General features: G+C 70.4%; 19 protein-coding genes. 1 reads left to right on the top strand and 18 read right to left on the bottom strand.

From position 1 onward, the window contains the following. Positions 1 to 2: 2 nt before the first annotated feature. The 4 genes from GA0115234_RS19635 to GA0115234_RS19620 are packed head-to-tail and all read right to left on the bottom strand — an operon-like array spanning position 3 to position 2,943. On the bottom strand, positions 3 to 485 hold the full coding sequence (locus tag GA0115234_RS19635) for a GNAT family N-acetyltransferase (RefSeq protein ID WP_093543451.1): 483 nt from the start codon (positions 483 to 485) through the stop codon (positions 3 to 5). Beyond that, positions 482 to 1,423, bottom strand: a complete 942-nt coding sequence (locus tag GA0115234_RS19630) for an RluA family pseudouridine synthase (RefSeq protein ID WP_093543449.1) — start codon at positions 1,421 to 1,423, stop codon at positions 482 to 484. The genes GA0115234_RS19635 and GA0115234_RS19630 overlap by 4 nt, the downstream gene beginning before the upstream one ends. 23 nt (positions 1,424 to 1,446) lie before the next feature. Further along, positions 1,447 to 2,049 (bottom strand): signal peptidase II, encoded by a 603-nt coding sequence (lspA, locus tag GA0115234_RS19625; protein WP_093543447.1) that lies wholly within the window; start codon positions 2,047 to 2,049, stop codon positions 1,447 to 1,449. Positions 2,050 to 2,106: 57 nt separating this feature from the next. Then, a complete protein-coding gene (locus GA0115234_RS19620; protein ID WP_176729213.1) occupies positions 2,107 to 2,943 on the bottom strand; it encodes a TraR/DksA family transcriptional regulator in 837 nt (278 codons plus the stop codon). 567 nt (positions 2,944 to 3,510) lie between these two features. Between GA0115234_RS19620 and ileS the strand changes: the two genes are divergently transcribed. Continuing rightward, positions 3,511 to 6,660 (top strand): isoleucine--tRNA ligase, encoded by a 3,150-nt coding sequence (gene ileS, locus GA0115234_RS19610; RefSeq protein WP_093543446.1) that lies wholly within the window; start codon positions 3,511 to 3,513, stop codon positions 6,658 to 6,660. 392 nt (positions 6,661 to 7,052) lie between these two features. Here the strand turns inward: ileS and GA0115234_RS19605 are convergent, their stop codons facing one another. The 14 genes from GA0115234_RS19605 to GA0115234_RS19535 form a co-directional block, all read right to left on the bottom strand. Continuing rightward, positions 7,053 to 8,186 carry a DivIVA domain-containing protein gene (locus GA0115234_RS19605; protein WP_093543445.1) on the bottom strand — a complete coding sequence of 378 codons (1,134 nt, stop codon included), beginning with the start codon at positions 8,184 to 8,186 and terminating at the stop codon, positions 7,053 to 7,055. A gap of 49 nt (positions 8,187 to 8,235) precedes the next feature. After that, positions 8,236 to 8,520 carry a YggT family protein gene (locus tag GA0115234_RS19600; RefSeq protein ID WP_093543444.1) on the bottom strand — a complete coding sequence of 95 codons (285 nt, stop codon included), beginning with the start codon at positions 8,518 to 8,520 and terminating at the stop codon, positions 8,236 to 8,238. Between the two features lie 70 nt (positions 8,521 to 8,590). Then, complete coding sequence (locus GA0115234_RS19595) at positions 8,591 to 9,202, bottom strand: cell division protein SepF (RefSeq protein ID WP_093543442.1); 612 nt, start codon at positions 9,200 to 9,202, stop codon at positions 8,591 to 8,593. 126 nt (positions 9,203 to 9,328) lie between these two features. Further along, positions 9,329 to 10,048, bottom strand: a complete 720-nt coding sequence (locus tag GA0115234_RS19590; protein WP_093543440.1) for a YggS family pyridoxal phosphate-dependent enzyme — start codon at positions 10,046 to 10,048, stop codon at positions 9,329 to 9,331. Between the two features lie 6 nt (positions 10,049 to 10,054). Further along, positions 10,055 to 10,795 carry a peptidoglycan editing factor PgeF gene (gene pgeF / locus GA0115234_RS19585; protein ID WP_093543439.1) on the bottom strand — a complete coding sequence of 247 codons (741 nt, stop codon included), beginning with the start codon at positions 10,793 to 10,795 and terminating at the stop codon, positions 10,055 to 10,057. Then, complete coding sequence (ftsZ, locus tag GA0115234_RS19580) at positions 10,792 to 12,009, bottom strand: cell division protein FtsZ (protein WP_093543437.1); 1,218 nt, start codon at positions 12,007 to 12,009, stop codon at positions 10,792 to 10,794. The genes pgeF and ftsZ overlap by 4 nt, the downstream gene beginning before the upstream one ends. 277 nt (positions 12,010 to 12,286) lie before the next feature. Further along, positions 12,287 to 13,081, bottom strand: coding sequence for a cell division protein FtsQ/DivIB (locus tag GA0115234_RS19570; protein WP_093543434.1), 795 nt, complete (start codon positions 13,079 to 13,081; stop codon positions 12,287 to 12,289). A 50-nt stretch (positions 13,082 to 13,131) separates the two neighbouring features. Next, entirely contained in the window at positions 13,132 to 14,226 is a 1,095-nt protein-coding gene (gene murG, locus GA0115234_RS19565; protein WP_093543433.1) for an undecaprenyldiphospho-muramoylpentapeptide beta-N-acetylglucosaminyltransferase, read from the bottom strand. 6 nt (positions 14,227 to 14,232) lie between these two features. Beyond that, a complete protein-coding gene (gene ftsW / locus GA0115234_RS19560) occupies positions 14,233 to 15,687 on the bottom strand; it encodes a putative lipid II flippase FtsW (protein WP_202553917.1) in 1,455 nt (484 codons plus the stop codon). Positions 15,688 to 15,771: 84 nt separating this feature from the next. Then, complete coding sequence (murD, locus tag GA0115234_RS19555; protein ID WP_176729212.1) at positions 15,772 to 17,205, bottom strand: UDP-N-acetylmuramoyl-L-alanine--D-glutamate ligase; 1,434 nt, start codon at positions 17,203 to 17,205, stop codon at positions 15,772 to 15,774. Continuing rightward, the gene (mraY, locus tag GA0115234_RS19550; protein WP_093543429.1) at positions 17,187 to 18,257 is read right to left on the bottom strand and encodes a phospho-N-acetylmuramoyl-pentapeptide-transferase; all 1,071 of its coding nucleotides are present in this window, start codon (positions 18,255 to 18,257) and stop codon (positions 17,187 to 17,189) included. The genes murD and mraY overlap by 19 nt, the downstream gene beginning before the upstream one ends. Further along, the gene (murF, locus tag GA0115234_RS19545) at positions 18,254 to 19,660 is read right to left on the bottom strand and encodes a UDP-N-acetylmuramoyl-tripeptide--D-alanyl-D-alanine ligase (protein ID WP_093543427.1); all 1,407 of its coding nucleotides are present in this window, start codon (positions 19,658 to 19,660) and stop codon (positions 18,254 to 18,256) included. The genes mraY and murF overlap by 4 nt, the downstream gene beginning before the upstream one ends. Positions 19,661 to 19,664: 4 nt before the next feature. Further along, on the bottom strand, positions 19,665 to 21,392 hold the full coding sequence (locus GA0115234_RS19540) for a UDP-N-acetylmuramoyl-L-alanyl-D-glutamate--2,6-diaminopimelate ligase (RefSeq protein WP_093543425.1): 1,728 nt from the start codon (positions 21,390 to 21,392) through the stop codon (positions 19,665 to 19,667). Between the two features lie 18 nt (positions 21,393 to 21,410). Beyond that, positions 21,411 to 23,221 (bottom strand): peptidoglycan D,D-transpeptidase FtsI family protein (locus tag GA0115234_RS19535; RefSeq protein WP_237541559.1); only part of this gene is annotated, 1,811 nt, incomplete at its 5' end.

Here is a 23,221-nt window from a genome sequence, read left to right as displayed (position 1 = left end):
CCTCAGTCCCGCAGGGCGCGGCGCATCGCCCGGTGGGGGATGCCCGCGTCCGGGAACTCGGGGCCGTACGCCACATAACCGAGGCGCTCGTAGAAACCCGTCGCATGGGTCTGGGCGTGCAGGTCGACGGCGTCCAGACCGAGCTCACGGGCCGCGTCCTCGATGGCCCGCACCAGCGCGGCGCCGACCCCGAGGCCACGGGCCTTCCTGGTCACCGCGAGCCTGCCGAGGGAACCCACGGCCGGGTCGCCGCCGGTCCTGTCGGCGGCGGCCGGTCCGTGCAGCAGCCGCCCGGTGCCCAGCGCCGAGCCGTCCGCCGCGACGGCGAGGACATGCAGGGCGACCTCGTCGTACGCGTCGTACTCGATCTCCTCGGACACGCCCTGCTCACCGACGAAGACGTCCTTGCGGACCAGGAAGCAGGCCGCGAGGTCCTGCTCGTCGGCGACGGTACGCGTGGTGTACGGGGCGGGCGCGGAGGTCATTCGCTCTCCGCCGCGATCTTGTCCAGGGCCTGCTGGAGGTCGTCCGGGTAGCCGCTGGTGAACTCCACCCAGCTGCCGTCGGACGGGTGCTCGAAGCCGAGCCGGACGGCGTGCAGCCACTGCCGGGTCAGGCCGAGGCGCTTGGCCATCGTCGGGTCGGCGCCGTAGGTGAGGTCGCCGACGCAGGGGTGGCGGTGGGCGGACATGTGCACCCGGATCTGGTGCGTACGGCCCGTCTCCAGCTTGATGTCCAGGAGGCTGGCGGAGCGGTAGGCCTCGATGAGGTCGTAATGCGTCACGGAGGGCTTGCCCTCGGCGGTGACGGCCCACTTGTAGTCGTGGTTGGGGTGGCGTCCGATGGGGGCGTCGATGGTGCCGCTCATCGGGTCCGGGTGGCCCTGCACCAGCGCGTTGTACCTCTTCTCGACGACCCGGTCGCGGAACTGCGCCTTCAGCAGGGTGTAGGCCCGCTCGGACTTGGCGACGACCATCAGGCCGGAGGTGCCGACGTCGAGACGGTGGACGATGCCCTGGCGCTCGGCGGCACCGGACGTCGAGATCCGGTACCCGGCGGCGGCGAGGCCCCCGATGACGGTCGTCCCGGTCCAGCCGGGGCTCGGGTGGGCGGCGACCCCGACCGGCTTCGCGATCACGACGATGTCGTCGTCGTCGTGCACGATCTCCATGCCCTCGACGGGCTCGGCGACGATCTGCACCGGAGCGGGCGCCTGCGGCATCTCCACTTCCAGCCAGGCACCGCCCCGGACCCGCTCGGACTTCCCGACCACCGAGCCGTCCACCTGCACCTTCCCGGCGGCCGCGAGCTCGGCGGCCTTGGTGCGGGAGAAACCGAACATCCGGGAAATGGCGGCGTCGACACGCTCACCTTCCAGACCATCGGGTACGGGCAGGGTGCGGACCTCGGGATACGTACTCACCGTTCGAGTATGCCTTGCGGGATCTAGTCCTTGTGCACGGTGCCGTCGGGGTCCAGGCCCTTGAACGAGAGGATCACGATCAGAACGCCGCCGCAGCAGATCGCGGAGTCGGCGAGGTTGAAGACGGCGAAGTGCGCGGGAGCGATGAAGTCGACCACCGCGCCCTGGAAGGTGCCCGGGGCCCGGAAGATGCGGTCGGTGAGGTTGCCGAGCGCACCCCCGAGCAGCAGACCGAGCGCGATGGCCCACGGCAGGCTGTAGAGCTTGCGCGCGAGCCGGGCGATCACGACGATGACGGTCGCCGCGATGCACGTGAAGATGACGGTGTACGCCTCACCGATACCGAACGCGGCACCGGCGTTGCGGATCGCGCTGAGCTGCAGCCAGTCGCCGAAGATCTCGACCGGAGCGTGGTGCTCCAGCTTCGCGACCACGAGCATCTTGCTGATCAGGTCGATGAGGTAGGCGAACACGGCCACGGCGAAGAGCACCATGATCCTGCGCTTGCCCCGGCCCGGCGCGGTCTCCTCGCCCCGGTCATCGGCCCGGTCCGCTGCCCCGTCCTCTGCGGTCCCCTCGGCATCGGGGATGTCCGGCGTACCGATGATGCTCTCCGCCTCTGCCACGTGAATCCCTCAACCTAGGTTCCTGACTGAGACGAGGGTACGACACGCCGCCGGGGATCAGCCGCGTCGCTCCTGCTTCTGTTTGTCCTCCACACAGAGCGTGGCGCGCGGGAACGCCTGCATCCGCGCCTTGCCGATCGGCTTGCCGCAGATCTCGCACAGTCCGTACGTCCCGGCGTCGAGCCGGGCCAGGGCCCGCTCGGTCTGCTCCAGCATCTCCTGGGCGTTGGCGGCGAGCGACATCTCGTGCTCGCGGGTGATGTTCTTGGTGCCGGTGTCCGCCTCGTCGTCACCCGCGCCGTCGCCGGAGTCACGCATCAGTCCGGCGAGCGCGGCGCTCGCGGTCTCCAGCTCGCTGCGCAGCCGCAGGATCTCGCTGCTCAGCCCGGCCCGCGCCTCGGCCACCTCCTCCGGGGTCCAGGGGGCCTCGCCCGGCCGGACCGCCAGCTCGCCGGGGGCTGTCGTGGCGACCCCGCGGGCCGGGGGCACGGGCGCCGCGCCCGTGCCGGCCGTGCGGGTCCGGGCCGCGCTCTTCTTGGCTACCACCGTGTGGGCTCCCGTCTTCCCGGCGGCTTCGGCCGCCCCCTCGGCCGCGTCCGCGGCCTTCTTCGAGGCCTTCTTGGCCACGCTCTTCTTCGCAGCCGCCTTCTTGACCGGCGCCTCGTGCCCGGCGTCCATGTGCCCGGCGGACGCCGCCCTCGTACCGGCCGCGGACTTCTTCGCCGCGGTCTTCTTCGCCGCGGCCTTCTTCCCGGCGGCCTTCTTCGCCGCGGCCTTCGTCGCACCGGCCTCCGGGACGGTCTCCATACCCGCGTCGCCGCCCGTCTCCCCGGCCGCCGGGCCCGTGGATCCGGCCGACGCCGTCTTCTTTGCGGCGGTCTTCTTCGCCACCATGGCCGCGGCCCCTTCACATATTGTGATCTTGCACGCGAATCGTGCTGGGACGATAAATCGACCCCAGCCCCGCGGCAACGGGGCACGCCGCCGAATCGCCCCTCCCCGCGTCCGGACACCGACCTGCCTGCATCGGTTGTGCCCAGCTCACCGCCCGGTAATCCGCCTCCCGGCCCTCCTCCCGGACTCCGTGCCCCGCCGTCTGCCCATTCGGGTCACGCCCCGCCCCCCGGGTTAAACCGGTCGGCCGTCGCCCGTACGGGCCCGTACACTGGGCCCAGCGAGAGGCGTGGATGGGACGAGTAGCGTCGTACGCAGCCAGGAGCGACCCGGGGACGGTGGAAGCCCGGGGGCGAGCGCGTCGTGAAGATCACCCGGAGCCGTCGGAAGAAAGCTTTGGACCGTGGGCTCCGCCCACGGGCGCAAGGCGAGTAGACCCGGCATCGCGACCCCAATGAGGGGGTCACGGGCACACGCCCGGGGCCAAGGAGGGTGGTACCGCGGGAGCCGACGAGGCCCTCGTCCCTCCGACGGAAGTGGAAAACGTCCGCCGGAGGAAGTCCGCCCATGACATCGCCGCAGTACCACCAGGTACCCGCCCAGGTCGACCTGCCCGCACTGGAACACGCCGTGCTCGATTTCTGGCGCGACAGCAAGGTCTTCGCCAAGAGCCTCGAACAGTCCGAGGGCCGCCCCGAGTGGGTCTTCTACGAGGGCCCGCCCACCGCCAACGGCATGCCCGGCGCCCACCACATCGAGGCCCGCGTCTTCAAGGACGTCTTCCCCCGCTTCCGGACCATGCAGGGCTACCACGTCGGCCGCAAGGCCGGCTGGGACTGCCACGGGCTGCCGGTCGAGCTCGCGGTCGAGAAGGAGCTGGGCTTCAACGGCAAGAAGGACATCGAGGCGTACGGCATCGCCGAGTTCAACGCCAAGTGCCGTGAGTCCGTGACCCGCCACACCGACGCGTTCACCGAGCTCACGACCCGTATGGGCTACTGGGTCGACCTCGACGACGCGTACCGCACGATGGACCCCGAGTACGTCGAGTCGGTGTGGTGGTCGCTGAAGGAGATCTTCAACAAGGGCCTCCTGGTCCAGGACCACCGCGTCGCCCCCTGGTGCCCCCGCTGCGGCACCGGCCTCTCCGACCACGAGCTGGCCCAGGGGTACGAGACGGTCGTCGACCCCTCGGTCTTCGTCCGCTTCCCGCTCACCTCCGGCCCGCTGGCCGGCGAGGCGTCCCTGCTCGTCTGGACGACCACCCCCTGGACCCTGGTCTCCAACACCGCCGTCGCCGCGCACCCCGACGTCAGCTATGTCGTCGCGACGAACGGCGAGGAGAAGCTCGTCGTCGCGCGGCCGCTCGTCGAGAAGGCACTGGGCGAGGGCTGGGAGCTCACCGGCGAGACCTTCACCGGCCGCGAGATGGAGCGCTGGACCTACGAGCGCCCGTTCGCCCTGGTGGACTTCCCCGCCGAGGCGCACTACGTCGTCAACGCCGAGTACGTGACGACCGAGGACGGTACGGGTCTGGTCCACCAGTCCCCCGCGTTCGGCGCCGACGACCTCCTGGTCTGCAAGGCGTACGGCCTGCCGGTCGTGAACCCGGTCCGCCCCGACGGCACCTTCGAGGAGGACGTGCCGCTGGTCGGCGGTGTCTTCTTCAAGAAGGCCGACGAGACGCTCACCGAGGACCTGGCCGCCCGCGGCAAGCTCTTCCGGCACGTCCCGTACGAGCACAGCTACCCGCACTGCTGGCGCTGCCACACCGCACTGCTCTACTACGCGCAGCCGTCCTGGTACATCCGCACGACCGCCATCAAGGACCGGCTGCTCCAGGAGAACGAGAAGACCAACTGGTTCCCGGACTCGGTCAAGAACGGCCGCTTCGGCGACTGGCTGAACAACAACGTCGACTGGGCGCTGTCCCGCAACCGCTACTGGGGCACCCCGCTGCCGATCTGGCGCTGCGAGGACAGCCACCTCACCTGCGTCGGTTCGCGCGCCGAGCTGAGCGAGCTCACCGGCACCGACCTCTCGGGCCTCGACCCGCACCGCCCGTTCATCGACGAGATCACGTTCACCTGCTCGCACGAGAACTGCCAGCTGGAGGCGTACCGCGTCCCGGAGGTCATCGACGCCTGGTACGACTCGGGTTCGATGCCGTTCGCGCAGTGGGGCTACCCGTACAAGAACAAGGAGCTCTTCGAGAGCCGTTACCCGGCGCAGTTCATCTCGGAGGCCATCGACCAGACCCGCGGCTGGTTCTACACGCTGATGGCGGTCGGCACCCTGGTCTTCGACAAGTCGTCCTACGAGAACGTGGTCTGCCTGGGCCACATCCTCGCCGAGGACGGCCGCAAGATGTCCAAGCACCTGGGCAACATCCTCCAGCCCATCCCCCTCATGGACCAGCACGGTGCGGACGCGGTGCGCTGGTTCATGGCGGCGGGCGGCTCTCCCTGGGCGGCACGCCGCGTCGGCCACAACACGATCCAGGAGGTCGTCCGCAAGACCCTCCTGACGTACTGGAACACGGTCGCCTTCCAGGCCCTGTACGCCCGTACGTCCGACTGGGCCCCCTCCGCGGCCGACCCGGCCCCGGCGGACCGCACGGTCCTGGACCGCTGGCTGCTGAGCGAGCTGAACGCGCTGGTGGACCAGGTCACGCAGGCCCTGGACGGTTACGACACCCAGCGCGCCGGCAAGCTCCTGTCCGCCTTCGTCGACGACCTCTCCAACTGGTACGTACGCCGTTCGCGCCGCCGCTTCTGGCAGGGCGACAAGGCGGCGCTGCGCACCCTGCACGAGGTCGTCGAGACGGTGACCCGGCTGATGGCCCCGCTCACCCCGTTCATCACCGAGCGGGTCTGGCAGGACCTGGTCGTCCCGGTCACACCGGACGCCCCCGAGTCGGTGCACCTCTCGGGCTGGCCGAAGGCGGACCCGGCGGCGATCGACCCCGCCCTCTCCACCCAGATGGCGCTGGTCCGCCGTCTGGTCGAGCTGGGCCGGGCCACACGCGCCGAGTCCGGCGTCAAGACCCGTCAGCCGCTGTCCCGCGCCCTGGTCGCGGCGGCCGGCTTCGAGGCGCTCTCCCCCGAACTGCACGCCCAGATCACGGAGGAGCTGAACGTCTCCTCGCTGGCATCCCTCTCGGAGGTCGGCGGCTCGCTGGTCGACACCACGGTGAAGGCGAACTTCCGGGCGCTCGGCAAGCGGTTCGGCAAGGGCGTCCAGGCGGTGGCCAAGGCGGTCGCGAACGCCGACGCGGCGGCCCTCTCGCTGGCCCTGCGCGCGGGCACGGCGTCGGTCGAGGTCGACGGCGAGACGATCACCCTCGCCCCCGACGAGGTGATCATCACCGAGACCCCGCGCGAGGGCTGGTCGGTGGCGTCCGACTCGGGCGCGACGGTCGCCCTTGACCTGGAGATCACCCCGGAGCTGCGACGCGCGGGCCTCGCCCGTGACGCGATCCGCCTCATCCAGGAGGCCCGCAAGAACAGCGGCCTGGACGTCGCCGACCGCATCGCCGTCCGCTGGACGTCCACGTCATCCGCGACAACCGAGGCCCTGACCGAGCACGCGGCCCTGATCGCGGACGAGGTCCTGGCCCTGGAGTACGCCCAGGGCGAGGCGGACACGACGTACGGCGAGCCGTTCGAGGACGAGGGCCTGTCCCTGACGTTCCGCCTCCGCAAGACGGAGCAGTAACCGCAAAGAACAAGAAGAGGGCCCGGCCGGACACCATTCCGACCGGGCCCTCCTCCTGTTTCCCCCAGCCTCCCGCAACCCGCCCCGGCGTCCCCTTCCAGCTCCTCCAGTCGTCTCCTTCCCCCACCCCACGCCCCTCCCAGTCACTCCCGACGTCCTCTTCCCTCCGCCCCCACGCCCCTCCCAGCCACTCCCGGCATCGTCGTCCAGCCCCTCTGGGGCAGAGCCCCAGTTTCGGGAAGGGGCGGGTAGGGGAACAGCCCCGCGCAGCACCCACACCCCACACCGGCCCCCGCCCCCACCCGCACAGCAAAAAGGGCCGGGCCCCGGGGAAACCCCGGGGCCCGGCCCTCAGCCTGCCGACGGCTACGCGCTCAACGCGCGCACCCGGCTCAGTTGTCGTCCTCGTCGATCAGGAACCCACGCATCGGCGAAGGAGCCTGCTGCATCGGCTGCGGAGCCTGCGGCCGCACCGGCGCCATCGGCTGGGTCATCGCCGGCGACATCTGCTGCTGGCCGCCGTACGAGGGTCCACCGCCCATGGACGGGTTGCCGCCCATCGGCTGGCTGCCGTGGTTGCCGCCCATGCCGTGGCCCATCGCACCCGCACCGGCCGGAGCCAGCGAGGGCGACGGCGGCAGCGAAGCGGTCGCCGGGGTCCGCGGCGGGGCCAGCGAGTCGTCCGCCTGGGTCTCCAGCTGACGCAGCTGGCTCTCCAGGTAGGACTTCAGACGGGTCCGGTACTCGCGCTCGAAGCCACGCAGGTCCTCGACCTTGCGCTCCAGCGTCGCGCGGGCCGACTCCAGCGAGCCCATCGCCACGCGGTGCTTCTCCTGCGCGTCCCGCTCCAGGGCGTCCGCCTTGGCGCGCGCGTCCCGCTCCAGGCCCTCGGCGCGGCTGCGCGCCTCGCCGACGATCTTGTTGGCCTCGGAACGGGCCTCCGCGATCGCCTGGTCGGCGGTCTGCTGCGCGAGCGAGAGGACACGGGCGGCGCTGTCGCCACCGGGGCCCTGACCGGGCTGCTGCATCTGCGGGGGCTGCTGCATCTGCTGCATCTGCTGCTGCGGGGCGTGACCACCCATGGGGCCGCCCATCGGGCCACCCATGGGACCGCCCTGCATCGGGCCGGGGCCGTGCGGGCCCTGCGGACCGGGGCCGTGCGGGCCCTGGGGACCAGGACCGTGACCGCTGGGACCGGCGGGCAGCTGCGGAGCACCACCGGGCAGCTGGGGCGGACCCATCTGCGGCGGCTGCTGCTGGACCGGCGGACCCGATATGGCGGCGGGCACAGGCGCCCCGGGCCGGTCCTGCGGCTCCGGCTTGCGCATGCCCTGCTGCTGGTTCTGCGCGGCGGCACGCGTGGCAGCGGCCAGCTTCGCGCGCAGATCCTCGTTCTCACGGAGCAGGCGGGTCAGCTCGGACTCGACCTCGTCGAGGAAGGCATCGACCTCGTCCTCGTCATAGCCTTCTCGGAGGCGGACGGTCGTGAACTGCTTGTTCCGCACGTCCTCAGGAGTCAGCGGCATCTCTTCTTCACCTCTACGTAGTCGTCGGCAGTCGGCAAGACCGTATCGCTCACAGCCTGATCACGATGCTGATCAGGATGTAGACGATGATCATCAGAACGAAGAAGGACAGGTCGAGTGCCACGCCCCCGAGACGCAGCGGCGGAATGAACCGCCGCAGAAGCTTGAGCGGTGGATCGGTGACAGTGTAGGTGGCCTCAAGTATGACCACCATCGGCTTGCCGGGCTGCCATGAACGTGCGAACTGGAAGACGTAGTCCATGACCAGCCGGAAGATCAGCACGATGAGGAAACACATCAGCGCGATATAGACAACCTGTACTGCGACGCCCATTTCGCGCTTCCCTCTCCCCTGGCTCTCGTAGCTCCGGCCTCGCGGCCGGGTTGTTCCCGGTGTCGTGTTCTCAGCTCTGGTTGAAGAATCCGCCCTCAGCGATACGGGCCTTGTCCTCCGCCGTGACATCGACGTTAGCAGGCGACAACAGGAACACCTTCTGCGTCACACGCTCAATGCTGCCATGGAGACCGAAGACGAGTCCTGCGGCAAAGTCGACAAGTCGCTTTGCATCCGTATCGTCCATCTCCGTGAGATTCATGATCACCGGAGTGCCCTCACGGAAGTGTTCCCCGATGGTACGGGCCTCGTTGTAGGTCCGAGGGTGCAACGTGGTGATGCGGTACGGCTCCCGCTCGGACACGACCTTGGGCATGATCACCGGTGCGTTCTTCTCCATGTTCGGGCGTTCAGGTGTGATGGATGCCACGGGTGCGATCCGGGCGGGTCGTTCTCTTTCCGCCGGGATCTGAACCGGCTCCCGCTGCGCGGGAGGCTGCACCGCTCGTACCGGTTCGTCCCGCTCCCGCTCCACCTGATGCGCGGGCTGGTGCCGCCGCCGGTCGCGCTCCGGCTCCGGCTCGGGTTCGAATTCGTCGTCGGGGTCGAACCCCGGACCGTCGTACCCATCGTCCTCCACGAGGCCGAGGTAGACCGCCATCTTGCGCATCGCGCCGGCCATGCTCCGAGTCCTCCGCTCTGTGGTGGATCGGCATCTGTCACCAAGTGCCCCGCGATCCACTGAGGTCTGCCCGCCATAGGCGGGAATGACCATATTTTCTGCTGTGGTCCGACCTGCTTGGCGACGTTACCCGAGCCCGGGTCGGACTCCGAGTACCGCCGTACCGACGCGCACATGTGTCGCTCCGGCCGCGACCGCATCCTCGAGGTCCGCGCTCATCCCCGCGGAGACCATGTTCGCAGCAGGATGGTTCCCGCGCAGGCGGGATGAGAATTCCATCAGCCGGTCGAAAGCGGCCCGTTGCCGTCCCGCGTACGGTCCGGCGAGCGGTGCGACGGTCATCAGGCCGCCGAGCCGCAGCCCCGGCGCGGAATCGACCGCGGCGGCCAACTCCTCGACCCCGTCCGGCGCGACGCCGCCCCGGTCGCCCCGCTCGCCGCTCTCCGCGTCGAGCGCCACCTGGATGAGGCAGCCGAGTTCACGGCCCTCGCGCACGGCGGCCGCCGAGAGGGCCGTGACCAGTCTGATCCGGTCCACCGACTGCACAACATCGGCATAACTCGTCACAGAACGAACCTTATTCGTCTGCAATTGACCGACAAAGTGCCAGGTGAGCGACAGATCCGCACATTCGGCTGCCTTGGGAGCCGCGTCCTGGTCACGATTCTCCGCGACATGACGCACACCCAGTCCATGCAGAATCCGCACATCACTCGCGGGGTAGGTCTTGGTGACCACGATGAGGGTCACCTCTTCCCGCGCGCGACCGGCGGCGGCACAGGCGGAAACGATACGTTCCTCCACCCGCGCCAGATTTTCGGCGAGTTGAGCCTTACGGTCCGTCATGCCCTATCAGTCCAACCAGACATATCCGGCGAGCCGCCCGGTGGTGCGGTCGCGGCGGTACGAGAAGTGGTCACTCGATTCGAGGGTGCAGACCAAAGAGGCCTGCCGGTCCACGACCCCGAGCGCTTCGAGCTGGGCATGGACCCCGGCGGTGACGTCCACGGCCGGAGTGCCCCAGCTGGTCTCGGACCAGGCGGCCGGGACCTCCCGCGCGACCTCGGCACGCATGGCGGCCGGGACCTCGTAGCACCGCCCGCAGACCGCCGGCCCGGTACGGGCGACGATCCGGGAGGTGTCGGCGCCGAGCCCGGCCATGGCCTCGACCACGGCGGGGACGACCCCGGCGACCAGACCCGGACGGCCCGCGTGCGCCGCCGCCGCGACGCCGGCGACCGGGTCGGCGAGCAGTACGGGGGTGCAGTCGGCGGTGAGCACGGCGAGCGGGAGCCCGCGTCGGGCGGTCACCACCGCGTCCACCGCGGGGACCGGCGACGCGTCTCCCCACGGCCCGTCGACGACCGCGACGTCCCGCCCGTGCACCTGGTTCATCCAGACGACCCGCGCCGGGTCCAGACCTAGATCCCGGGCGGCGCGCTCGCGATTGGCCAGAACGGCGGCGGGGTCGTCTCCGACCGCGCCGCCGAGGTTGAGCTCCCCGTACGGAGCGGCGCTCACTCCGCCCCACCTGTCGGTGAAGGAGAAATGGGCGCCGCCCGCCGAGGACAGTGCGTCGTGCTGAGCTATCACTTCAAGAAGTCCGGGACATCCAGCTCTTCGGCCTGGGAGTCCTGGTACGCGGGACGGGCCGGCGGGACGTGCGGCGAGACGACCGGCGGCAGGTGGCTCTCGCTCACCACCGGTACGGGCTCCGCCTGGACCGGCGGCTCCTCGCGGGTGGGCACGGAGCCCAGCCCACCGGTCTGACGCACGGGCTCGGGGGTCCTGACCGGCGCGGAGGGCTCCTCGCGCTTGGCGGAGTTGGCGCCCAGGACGTTCTCCCGGCGGGCCGGCGGCTGTCCGCCGTCGAAGCCCGCGGCGATCACGGTGACGCGCACCTCGTCGCCCAGCGCGTCGTCGATGACCGCGCCGAAGATGATGTTCGCCTCGGGGTGCGCCGCCTCGCTCACCAGCTGGGCGGCCTCGTTGATCTCGAAGAGACCGAGGTCGCTGCCGCCGGAGATGGAGAGCAGGACACCGCGGGCGCCGTCGATGGACGCCTCCAGGAGCGGCGAGGAGATCGCCATCTCCGCGGCGGCCACCGCGCGGTCGTCGCCACGGGCCGAGCCGATGCCCATGAGTGCCGATCCGGCCTCGGACATGACCGACTTGACGTCGGCGAAGTCGAGGTTGATCAGGCCCGGGGTGGTGATCAGGTCGGTGATGCCCTGGACGCCCGAGAGCAGTACCTGGTCGGCCGACTTGAACGCGTCGAGCACGCTGACCTGGCGGTCCGAGATGGACAGCAGCCGGTCGTTGGGAATGACGATGAGGGTGTCGACCTCTTCGCGGAGCTCGGCGATACCGTCCTCCGCCTGGTTCGCGCGCCGCCGGCCCTCGAAGGTGAACGGGCGGGTGACCACGCCGATCGTCAGGGCGCCGAGCGAGCGCGCGATGTTGGCGACGACGGGGGCGCCGCCGGTGCCGGTGCCGCCGCCTTCTCCGGCGGTGACGAAGACCATGTCGGCCCCCTTGAGGACCTCCTCGATCTCCTCACGGTGGTCCTCTGCCGCCTTGCGACCGACTGCCGGGTTGGCGCCGGCGCCAAGGCCGCGGGTGAGTTCGCGGCCGACGTCGAGCTTGACGTCGGCGTCGCTCATCAACAGGGCTTGCGCATCAGTGTTGATCGCGATGAACTCGACGCCCTTGAGACCGACCTCGATCATTCGGTTGATGGCATTGACACCACCGCCGCCGACACCGATGACCTTGATGACTGCGAGGTAGTTCTGCGGTGCTGCCACGTCGAAGGCCTCTCGCCTCGAGTTACGTGTCGTCGCTTCGCGGTAGTCCCGCCGCGACGACGGATGCCGATTGGGGCGGTCCGAAACGCCGACCCAAACCCTAACGCTGAAGTTTAGGGTTACCAGTGTGTCTGCTTCATGGACTCTTCCGAACAGGACACTAAGTCGACAAGTGGCGCACGTTCAACGAACACGCCGAACCTCCCGTTTTTCTTTTCACCCTATGTGATCACCCGTAGCGCTGACCAACCAGGGTGCTGGCCAGGCCAAATGTGCGTCAACTGCCCGACGCGGCAGGGGCGGTGGGTGCACTCACGTCGAAGTGTCCCGCTTTGGGAGCCGCTTTCATGAGAGCGGTGAGAACTTTCGCCTTCACCGGCCCTCCTTCGCCGCTGCCCCAGACCACCGTGCGCCCCCGGGTGAGTTCCAGGGAGATCGAGTCGTACGAGGTGACCCGTACGACCCTGGTGTCCTTGGCGACGCCGCCCGGGAGTTCGCCCGCGACCCGGACCGCTTCCCGCACCAGCCGGGCGCTGCCGAAGCGGCGCAGACTCGCGGACTGATCAGGTTTCAGTTCCAGCAGAGGCACACCACCGGGCGATTTGTCCACCGTCGCGAAACGCACACCCTTCGCGTCCACTTCAATGAACTTCGCACCCTTTTTGACCAGCAGGACCGGCTGTCGTTCCGTCACCTTAAGTCCGATTCCGTGCGGCCATGACCGTACGACATCCACGGAGTCGATACGAGGCAACTTCTGGCGCAATCGGGCCGCGATGGCGTCGGTGTCCACGGAGATCAGCGGGACCCCGATCGGAACCGCCGCGGCGGCCTCCACCTCGGCCGGTGTCAGTACGTCGACACCGGTGGTCCTGACCTGTTCGGCCCGGAGCCAGGAGGAGCCGTAGAGCGCCCAGACGGCGCCGGAGGCGAGCAGCAGCGTGAGCACGCCGCTCACGATCAGCGTTCTGCGGCTGGGCAGTCGGCGCCCTTCGGGGCGCGGACGCGGCGGGCGGGCCGGGGAGTCCTTCTGCTGCGCTGATCCGCGCTGGGCGGTCGTCGGTCCGGCCACGCTCGCTCCTTATGCCGGGTCCGGGGGCGCCGCCCCCGGACCCGTCCGCCTCACGCGCCTCGGCGTGCGGCGATCGCCTCGTACACCATGCCGACGAGCAGGTCGTCGGCGTCCCGGCGGCCGAACTCGGCGGCGGCGCGGGACATCTCGTACAGCCGGTGCGGATCCGCGAGCACCGGGAGGACGTTGCCCTGCACCCACTCGGGGGTGAGCGCCGCGTCGTCCACCAGCAGGCCGCCGCCGGCGTTGACCACCGGCTGGGCGTTGAGCCGCTGTTCGCCGTTGCCGATGGGCAACGGGACGTAGGCGGCCGGGAGCCCGACGGCGGAGAGTTCGGCGACGGTCATCGCGCCGGCGCGGCAGAGCATCATGTCGGCCGCGGCGTACGCGAGATCCATCCGGTCCACGTACGGTACCGGGATATAGGGCGGCATCCCGGGCATGTTGTCGACGCGCGGCAATTCGTTCTTCGGTCCGACCACGTGCAGGATCTGGATGCCGGAGCGCTGGAGCAGCGGAGCGACCCGCTGGACCACCTCGTTGAGGTGCCGGGCGCCCTGCGAGCCGCCGGAGACCAGCAGCGTCGGCAGGTTGGGGTCGAGGCCGAACGTGGCGCGCGCCTCGGGGCGGACCCGGGCCCGGTCCAGGGTGGCGATGGTGCGCCGCAGCGGGATGCCGATGTAGCGGGCGCCGCGCAGCTTGCTGTCGGGGGTGGAGACGGCGACGCCGTGGGCGTAGCGCGAACCGATCTTGTTGGCCAGGCCGGGACGGGCGTTGGCCTCGTGGACGACGATCGGCACCCCGGCCCGCTTGGCGGCGAGATAGCCGGGCAGGGCGACATAGCCGCCGAAGCCGACGACGCAGTCCGCCTTGGTGCGCTCCAGGATCTGCTCGGCGGCCTTGATGGTGCCGCGCAGCCGTCCCGGGACGGTGATCAGTTCCGGGGTGGGCTTGCGCGGCAGCGGCACGGCCGGGATCAGGGCGAGTTCGTACCCCCGCTCGGGTACGAGCCTGGTCTCCAGTCCGCGCTCCGTGCCGAGGGCAGTGATGCCTACGGTCGGGTCCTGCCTGCGCAGGGCGTCCGCGAGGGCAAGCGCGGGCTCGATGTGGCCGGCGGTCCCCCCACCGGCGAGTACGACATGCACCGAAATTCACCGCTCTCCGGACGGACGCTTCTTGACGCGCCGTCTCATCGTCTTCCATCTCACCCCGGGCTTCCGCACGGCCAGGGCCGCCTTCGCCGCAGGATCCTCTCGCGCGAACGCGATCAGCAGCCCGACGGCGAACATGGTCGGCAGCAGGGCCGATCCTCCGTAGGAGAACAGCGGGAGCGGGACACCGGCGATCGGCAGCAGGCCGAGCACCGCACCGATGTTGATCACGGCCTGCACCGTGATCCAGGTGGTCACACCTCCCGCGGCGTACCTCACGAAGGGGTCCTCCGTGCGTCCGGCCACGCGGATACCCGCATAGCCTAGAGCCGCGAAGAGGGCGAGTACCGACAGCGTCCCCGCCAACCCCAGTTCCTCCCCGGTGATGGCGAAGATGAAGTCGGTGTGCGGTTCAGGCAGTTGGCCCCATTTTTCCACACTCGCACCGAGCCCGGAACCGAACCATCCGCCGGACGCCAGAGCATAGATGCCGTGCACCGCCTGCCAGCAGGAGTCCCCCGGTCCCGGCTCGCTGGCGCCGATACAGGCGAGCCTGGACATCCGGTTCGGGCTGGTCTTGATCAGCAGGAAGGCGATCAGCGCGGCGAAGCCGAGCACCCCGCCGAAGAGCCGGGTGGGCGCACCGGCCAGCCAGAGCAGTCCGAACAGGATCGCGGTGAGAATGATCGCAGTGCCCATGTCGCCGCCGAGCATGATCAGCCCGAGGAGCATGAAGGCGACCGGGACGAGCGGGACGAGCAGGTGTTTCCACTGCGTCAGCAGCCGCTTGTCCTGTTTGCGGGCGAGCAGGTCCGCACCCCACAGGACCAGGGCGAGCTTGCCGAACTCGCTGGGCTGGAGCTGGAAGGGGCCGCCCAGGTAGAGCCAGTTCTGGTTGCCGTTGACCGACATCCCTATCCCCGGCACCTGGACCAGCACCATCAGGAAGACGGTCCCCATGAGCAGCGGATAGGCGAACGCCCGGTGCAGTTTGGCGGGCATCCGGGCGGCGAGCGCCATCAGTCCGGCGCCGATGACGGCGGCGAGGAATTGTTTACGGAAGAAGTAGGTGCCCGGTTTGTCCAGCTCCAGGGCCTTGATCATCGAGGCGGAGTAGACCATCACCAGGCCGAGCACGGTGATCAGCAGGCCCGCGCCCAGGATCAGGTAGTACGCGGTCAGAGGACGGTCCCAGGCCCTGCGCATCCGCTCCTGGATCCGCCGCACACCGCCCCGGGGAGTGCGCGGGCCGCCGCCCGTGGAGCGGTTCCTGGAGCGCGGCGCCGCGGGGCGCCGGGAGCCGGGAGCCGACCGGACCCTGAGGGCAGGGCCGAGCGGCACCGGAGCGCCCGCACCCGCCCCTGTGAGCAGGGGCGGGGTGAGTGCCCGGCTGATCGCCGCGGCGGCCCGTGAGCGGTCCCCACGGGGCCCGGCGGAGCTCTCTTCGGCCGGCATTGTCGCTGTCCCCTCCACTGCTCGTACCCGGGACCGCCGCCGAGGGCCGACGGCCGTGACGGTACGGCGCGGGGTCCGGGCCCGTCAGGCGCTCTCGGCGGCGAGTGCGCGGACCGCGTCCGCGAACGCCTCGCCCCGCTTGTTGTAGTTGACGAACATGTCCATCGAGGCGCAGGCCGGGGCCATCAGTACGGTGTCTCCCGGCCGGGCGAGCCGTGCCGCCTCTCGGACCGCCTCGGACATCGCCCCAGTGTCGGTCCGGCCGAGGTCGACGACCGGGACCTCGGGGGCGTGTCGCGCGAGGGCTTCGCGGATCAGTTCCCGGTCCCGGCCGATCAGGACGACGCCGCGCAGCCGCCCGGCGGCCCCGGTCACCAGCTCGTCGAAGGTGGCGCCCTTGGCGAGGCCGCCGGCGATCCAGACGATCGGGTCGTAGGCCGCCAGGGAGGCCTCGGCGGCATGGGTGTTGGTGGCCTTGGAGTCGTCGACGTACGCGACCCCGGCGACGTCCGCGACGTGCTCGATGCGGTGCGGGTCGGGGCGGAAGGCCCGCAGTCCGTCGCGCACGGCCGCGGGCTCGACGCCGAAGGCGCGGGCCAGGGCCGCCGCCGCGAGGGCGTTGGCGATGTTGTGCGGGGCCGACGGGTCGATGTCCTCGACCTCGGCGAGCTCCTGGGCCTGCTTCTGCCGGTTCGCCACGAAGGCGCGGTCGACGAGGATACCGTCGACCACGCCCAGCTGGGACGGGCCCGGGGTGTTCAGGGTGAAGCCGATGGCCCGGCAGCCCTCCTCGACGTCCGCCTCGCGGACCAGCTCCTCGGTCGCCGGGTCGGCCGCGTTGTACACGCAGGCGACCCGGTTGCCCTCGTAGATCCGGCCCTTGTCGGCGACGTACGCCGCCATGGAGCCGTGCCAGTCGAGGTGGTCCGGGGCCAGGTTGAGGACGGCGGCGGAGTCGGCGCGCAGCGAGGGCGCCCAGTGCAGCTGGTAGCTGGACAGCTCGACGGCGAGCACGTCGTACTCCTGGTCGCCGAGGACGGCGTCCAGGAGGGAGACGCCGATGTTGCCGACGGCCGCGGTGCGCAGCCCCGCCGCCTCCAGGATCGAGGCGAGCATCCGTACGGTCGTGGTCTTGCCGTTGGTGCCGGTGACCGCGAGCCAGGGGGCCGCGCCGGGCCCCCGCAGCCGCCAGGCGAGTTCGACGTCGCCCCAGACGGGGACGCCCGCCTCGGCGGCTGCGGTGAAGAGCGGCTTGTCGGGCTTCCAGCCCGGGGTGGTGACGATGAGCTCGGTGGACTCGGGCAGGGTCGCCCCGTCGCCGAGACGCACGGTGATCCCCTGCGCCTCCAGCTCCGCGGCCTGCGTACGGGAACGCTCGTCGTCCCCGTCGTTGACCACCGTGACGACGGCCCCGAGGCCGCGCAGCACCTTGGCCGCGGGGATTCCGGAGACCCCGAGTCCCGCGACGGTGACGTGCTTGCCCTGCCAGTCCTGGTCGCTCACTTCTCGGCTGCCCATCCCGCGTAGAAGAGTCCGAGTCCGACGATCACGCACATGCCCTGGATGATCCAGAAGCGGACCACGACAAGGACTTCGGACCACCCCTTGAGTTCGAAGTGGTGCTGGAGCGGCGCCATGCGGAAGACCCGCTTGCCGGTCATCTTGAAGGAACCGACCTGGATGACCACGGACATGGTGATCATCACGAAGAGGCCGCCGAGGATGGCCATCAGGAACTCGGTGCGGGAGCAGATCGCCAGGCCGGCGAGGGCACCGCCGAGGGCCAGCGAACCGGTGTCACCCATGAAGATCTTGGCGGGTGAGGTGTTCCACCACAGGAAGCCGAAGCAGGCACCCATCAACGCCGAGGCGACGACCGCGAGGTCGAGTGGATCTCGTACCTGGAAACAGGCGTTGGGGTTGGTCAGGGTGTCCGCGTTGACGCAGGACTCCTGGAACTGCCACAGCCCGATGAAGGTGTACGCGCCGAAGACCATCACCGACGCGCCGGTGGCCAGGCCGTCCAGACCGTCCGTCAGGTTCACGCCGTTGGACATGGCCAGGATCATGAACAGCGCCCAGACGACGAACAGCACCGGGCCGATCGACCAGCCGAAGTCCGCGACGAACGACAGCCTGGTGGAGGCCGGGGTGTTGCCCTGCTTGTCCGCGAACTGGAGCGAGAGCACCGCGAAGGCGATGCCCACGATCAGCTGGCCCGCCATCTTCGCCTTGGCCCGCAGACCCAGCGAACGCTGCTTGACGATCTTGATGTAGTCGTCGAGGAAGCCGACCAGCCCCATGCCGGCCATCAGGAAGAGCACCAGCACGCCGGAGAATCGCATCTCCTCGCCGGTGATCAGCTTCGCCGCGATGTACGCGATGATCGTCGCCAGGATGAAGGCGATGCCGCCCATGGTGGGCGTGCCCTTCTTCGACCCGTGGGTACGCGGGCCGTCATCCCGGATGAACTGCCCGTACCCCTTGCGGGCCAGCAGTTTGATCAGCAGCGGAGTTCCGACCAGGGTCAGAAAGAGCCCGATGGCCCCCGCGAAGAGGATCTGCCTCATCGGCCGGCGACCTCGCCCTCGGACGCGTTCTCCAGCAGTGCCATGGCGACCTGCTCCAGGCCGACCGACCGGGACGCCTTCACCAGCACGACGTCTCCCGGGCGCAGTTCACTGCGCAGCAGGTCGACCGCGGCCTGTGCGTCGGACACGTGCACCGACTCCTCACCCCACGAACCCTCGTTGTATGCGCCCAGTTGCAGCCAGGAGGCCTCTCTGCCCCCGACCGCGACGAGCTTGCTGACGTTGAGCCGGACGGCGAGCCGTCCGACCGCGTCGTGCTCGGCGAGCGAGGCGTCGCCGAGCTCGGCCATCTGGCCGAGCACCGCCCACGTGCGACGGCCCTTCCCCATGGCGGCCAGCGCGCGCAGCGCGGCTTTCATGGATTCGGGGTTCGCGTTGTAGGCGTCATTGACGAACGTCACGCCGTCCGGACGCTCGGTGACCTCCATGCGCCAGCGGGAGAGGGTGCCCGCCTCGGAGAGCCCTTCGGCGATCTCGTCTGCGGACAGGCCCAACTCATGGGCGACGGCGGCCGCGGCGAGCGCGTTCGACACGTGGTGCTCACCGTACAGGCGCATGGTCACGTCGCTGCACCCGGTGGGTGTGTGGAGCTGGAATGCGGGGCGTCCGTCCTCGGTGAGACGGACCTTCTCGCCCCGTACGTCCGCTTCCGCGGCTTCCCCGAAGAGCAGCACACGGGCCTTCGTGCGGGAGGACATGGCGCGTACGAGCGGGTCGTCGGCGTTGAGTACGGCGACGCCGTCCTCGGGCAGCGACTCGACCATCTCGCCCTTGGCCTGGGCGATCTGCTCGCGGCCGCCGAACTCGCCGATGTGGGCGGTGCCGACGTTGAGGACCAGGCCGACGCGGGGCGGGACGAGCTCGGTGAGGTAGCGGATGTCGCCGATGTAGCGTGCACCCATTTCGAGGACGAGGTGACGGGTGTCCTCGGTGGCGCGCAGCGCGGTCAGCGGCAGGCCGATCTCGTTGTTGAGGTTGCCCGCCGGGTAGACGGTGGGTCCCTTGCGTTCGAGGAGCTGGGCGATGAGGTCCTTGGTGGAGGTCTTGCCCGCGGAGCCGGTGAGGGCGACGACGGTGGTGCCGAGGCGGCCGGTGACGGTGCGGGCGAGCGCGCCGAGTGCGGCCAGGACGTCGTCGACGACGATCGCCGGAACACCGACGGGGCGGGCGGCCAGCACGGCTGCCGCGCCCGCCTCGACGGCGCGCTGCGCATAGTCGTGGCCGTCGACGCGCTCGCCGGCGAAGGCGACGAAGAGACTGCCTCGTTCCACCTCTCGGGAGTCGATGACGACGGGCCCGCTGACGGTTGCCGCCGGATCGGGTATGTCGTGCGTCTGCCCGCCGACGATTTCGGCGATCTCGGCGAGGGAAAGGGTGATCACTTGGTCATCCCTGACTGTTGTTCTCGTGGGTGTGGGCGCGGTGGTCGGCGCTCTCGGTACGCGCGTGCCCCAGGGACCGCTCGATGGCCGCGCGCAGGACCACGCGGTCGTCGAAGGGGCGTACCACGCCGTGGATGTCCTGGCCCTGCTCGTGGCCCTTGCCGGCGATCAGCACGGTGTCACCGGGCTCGGCGCGGGCCACCGCGGCGTCGATGGCGGCGGCCCGGTCGGCGTCGACCAGGACGTCGCCCCGCTCGTGGACGGGCACTTCGGCGGCGCCCGCGAGCATGGTGGCGAGGATTCCGAGGGGGTCCTCGGAACGGGGGTTGTCGGAGGTCAGTACGGCGGTGTCGGCGAGGCGGGCCGCGGCGGCGCCCATCGGGCCGCGTTTGGTCGTGTCGCGGTCGCCGCCGCAGCCGAGGACGATGTGCACCCTGCCCTCGGTGACCTTCCGCAGGGAGCGCAGCACGGATTCGACGGCATCGGTCTTGTGCGCGTAGTCGACGACCGCGAGGTACGGCTGTCCGGCGTCGACCCGCTCCAGCCGGCCGGGTACGCCCGGCACGGCCGCGACCCCGTCCGCCCCGGTCTGCGGGTCGATGCCCGCGACGGCGAGCGTGACGATCGCGGCGAGGGTGTTGGCGACGTTGAACGGGCCGGGCAGCGGGGCCCTGGCGGTGATCCGCTCGCCCTTGGGGCCGACGACGGTGAAGGTGGAGCCGAGCGGCCCGACCTCGACGTCCTCGGCGCGCCAGTCGGCGTCCGGGTGGCCCTCGGCGGAGAAGGTGACGACCGGGACGGATGCCTCGGTGATCAGCCTGCGGCCGTACGCGTCGTCGAAGTTGACGACGCCCTGCCGGCTGCGCCGGGGGGTGAAGAGCTGTGCCTTGGCCTGGAAGTAGTCCTCCATCCCGGAGTGGAACTCCATGTGTTCCGGGCTGAGGTTGTTGAAGACCGCGACGTCGAAGACGCAGCCGTCGACCCGGCCGAGCACCAGGGCGTGACTGGAGACCTCCATGGTCACCGAGTCGACGCCGCGCTCGCGCATGACGGCGAACAGGGCCTGCAGGTCGGTGGCTTCGGGGGTGGTGCGCTCGGACTTGATGCGCTCGTCGCCGATCCGCGTCTCCACCGTGCCGATGAGCCCGGTGGCACGGCCGGCGCCGCGGAATCCGCCCTCGATCAGATAGGCGGTGGTGGTCTTGCCGGATGTTCCGGTGATGCCGATCCGGAGGAGGTCGGCACCGGGCTGCCCGTAGATCTCGGCGGCGAGCTCGCCCATCCGGCCGCGCGGGTCCTCGGTGACCAGCACCGGAAGTCCGGTGGCGGCGGCGCGCTCGGCGCCCGCCGGGTCGGTGAGGATCGCCGCGGCGCCGAGGCCGGCAGCCTGGGCCGCGAAGTCGGCGCCGTGGAAGCGGGCGCCCGGCAGGGCCGCGTAGACGTCGCCGGGGCGTACCGCCCGCGAGTCGTGGGTGATGCCGGTGACCTCGCCGGTTCCCGGCGGCTCGACTCCCAGCCGGGCTGCCAGTTCACCGAGCGCGGTGGGCCCGATCCGGTCCGGACGGGGCGCTCCCGGGTAGTTCACAGGGGCGGCCTTCTGGGTGGTTTGGGACTGATCAGCGTGGGGCACGGCGGTGAGCGTACCGGGCGCACCCGGCCTCTCGCGAAGTGAGGGGCCGGGGTTCCGGTGGTTCTCGTTCCGGTTCCCGGGATCTGGCGTGATGGTTGTCACTGGATGGTTTCCCCGAGTTCACTCGCCGGGCTTGAAGGACACCGGCAGCCGGGCGGGCGTGCTGCCGGACGGTGGGGTCTGGAGGGTCTTGAGCGCGAACTCCATGACCTGCTTGTAGATCGGTCCGCAGATCTGGCCGCCGAAGTAGCTGCCCTTGGTCGGGTTCTGGATCGCGCAGTAGACGGTGATCTGCGGGTCGTCGGCGGGGGCGAAGCCCGCGAAGGACGCGGTGTAGCCGTGGTAGCCGCCGCGCACCGGGTCGACCCGGTTGGCCGTACCGGTCTTGCCCGCCACCCGGTATCCCGGGATCTTGGCCTTCGTCCCGGTGCCCTCCTCGTCGCCGACCACCGACTCCAGCATGGTGGCGAGCGTCTTGGCGGTCTTGGCGCTGACCACCCTGGTCCGCTCGGGGGGTGCGGCGGCCTCGAAGCGGCCGTCGGCGCCCCGGGTGCCGCGTACCAGCGAGGGCGCGATGCGGACCCCGTCGTTGGCGATCGTCGAGTAGATGGAGGCGGCCTGCATGGCGTTGAGCGAGAGGCCCTGGCCGAACGGGATGGTGTACTGCTGCGAGGTCGACCAGTCCTCGGGCTTGGCGAGGATGCCGGGGGTCTCGCCCGGGTAGTCGAGACCGGTCGGCGAGCCGATCCCGAACTTGCGCAGGTAGGAGTAGAGGACCTTGTTGGCCTGGGCCTGCGTCTTGCCCAGCTCTCCGGTGGCCAGGATGGTGCCGATGTTGCTGGACTTGGCGAGTACGCCGTTGAGCGTCAGGTACCAGGTGGCGTGGTCGATGTCGTCCTTGAAGAGCCGGTCGCCGCGGTGCAGCCGGTTGGGGACGGTGACGTGGGTGCCCGGGGTGGCGGCCCCCTCCTCCAGCACGGCGGCCATGGACATGACCTTGCTGGTGGAGCCGGGCTCGTAGACGTCCTGGAGGGCGGCGTTGCCCAGCGAGGCGGCGTCGGCCTGCGAGAGGTCGTTGGGGTCGAAGCCGGGCGCGTTGGCCATGGCGAGGACCTCGCCGGTCCTGGTGTTCTGGACGACCACGTAGCCGCGGTCGGCCTTGGACTCCTTCACCTGGTCGGTGATGGCCTGCTGGGCGGCCCACTGGATGTCGCGGTCGATGGTCAGCTCGATGTCGGCCCCGGGGACGGCCGGGACCTCCTTGGTGCCCGCGGTGGGCACCCGCCGGCCGCCGGCCTGGGCGTACCTGATCTTGCCGTCCTCGCCCGCGAGCTCCTTGTCCAGCTGCGATTCGAGGCCGCCCGCGCCCTTGCCGTCGGCGTTGACGTAACCCAGTATCCCGGCGGCGAGACCTCCGTTGGGGTAGACCCGTTTGGTGGTCGCCTCCTGAAAGACCCCGGCCAGCACATTGGCTCCCGGGCCGCCGCTCGCCCGGTCCTTGCCCGCCTTCTCGGCGAAGACGGACTTGAGGTCCTTGATCTGGTTCCAGACCTGCGGGGTCTGACGGCGGGCCAGGACGACGTAGCGGCCCTTCTGGGACAGCTTCCGGGTCAGCCCGGCGGCGTCGGTGCGGAGGATCGGGGCGAGGAGCGCCGCCGCCTGCCGGGGCGCGTCGGGGGCCTTGCTGAACTCGGGCGTGAACATCGAGGGGTCGGCGGTGATGTTGTACGCGTCGACGCTGGTGGCCAGGGCGACCCCGCTGCGGTCGGTGATCTCGCCGCGCTCGGCGGAGATCGTGTAGCTGAGGTAGCGGTTCACCTTGGCCTTGGCCGCGTACGCGCTGGCGTCGACGGCCTGGACCTGGAGCAGCCGGACGACGAACGTCAGCATGACGAGCGTCAGGGCGAGGCCGACCAGCCGGAGCCGGGGTC

It is taken from the genome of Streptomyces sp. DvalAA-43, assembly GCF_900091725.1.
GTDB classification, from domain to species: Bacteria; Actinomycetota; Actinomycetes; order Streptomycetales; family Streptomycetaceae; genus Streptomyces; species Streptomyces pulveraceus.
This window is presented reverse-complemented; position numbering and strand designations above follow the sequence as displayed.

What these genes read in the sequence shown, in the direction of transcription:
- ftsW (WP_202553917.1), bottom strand. Translation starts at nt 15,687, where the DNA reads ATGCCGGCCGAAGAGAGCTCCGCCGGGCCCCGTGGGGACCGCTCACGG.
- GA0115234_RS19605 (WP_093543445.1), bottom strand. Translation starts at nt 8,186, where the DNA reads ATGCCGCTGACTCCTGAGGACGTGCGGAACAAGCAGTTCACGACCGTC.
- ileS (WP_093543446.1), top strand. Translation starts at nt 3,511, where the DNA reads ATGACATCGCCGCAGTACCACCAGGTACCCGCCCAGGTCGACCTGCCC.
- GA0115234_RS19595 (WP_093543442.1), bottom strand. Translation starts at nt 9,202, where the DNA reads ATGGCCGGCGCGATGCGCAAGATGGCGGTCTACCTCGGCCTCGTGGAG.
- GA0115234_RS19590 (WP_093543440.1), bottom strand. Translation starts at nt 10,048, where the DNA reads ATGACGGACCGTAAGGCTCAACTCGCCGAAAATCTGGCGCGGGTGGAG.
- GA0115234_RS19635 (WP_093543451.1), bottom strand. Translation starts at nt 485, where the DNA reads ATGACCTCCGCGCCCGCCCCGTACACCACGCGTACCGTCGCCGACGAG.
- GA0115234_RS19620 (WP_176729213.1), bottom strand. Translation starts at nt 2,943, where the DNA reads ATGGTGGCGAAGAAGACCGCCGCAAAGAAGACGGCGTCGGCCGGATCC.
- GA0115234_RS19600 (WP_093543444.1), bottom strand. Translation starts at nt 8,520, where the DNA reads ATGGGCGTCGCAGTACAGGTTGTCTATATCGCGCTGATGTGTTTCCTC.
- mraY (WP_093543429.1), bottom strand. Translation starts at nt 18,257, where the DNA reads ATGAGGCAGATCCTCTTCGCGGGGGCCATCGGGCTCTTTCTGACCCTG.
- murD (WP_176729212.1), bottom strand. Translation starts at nt 17,205, where the DNA reads ATGGGCAGCCGAGAAGTGAGCGACCAGGACTGGCAGGGCAAGCACGTC.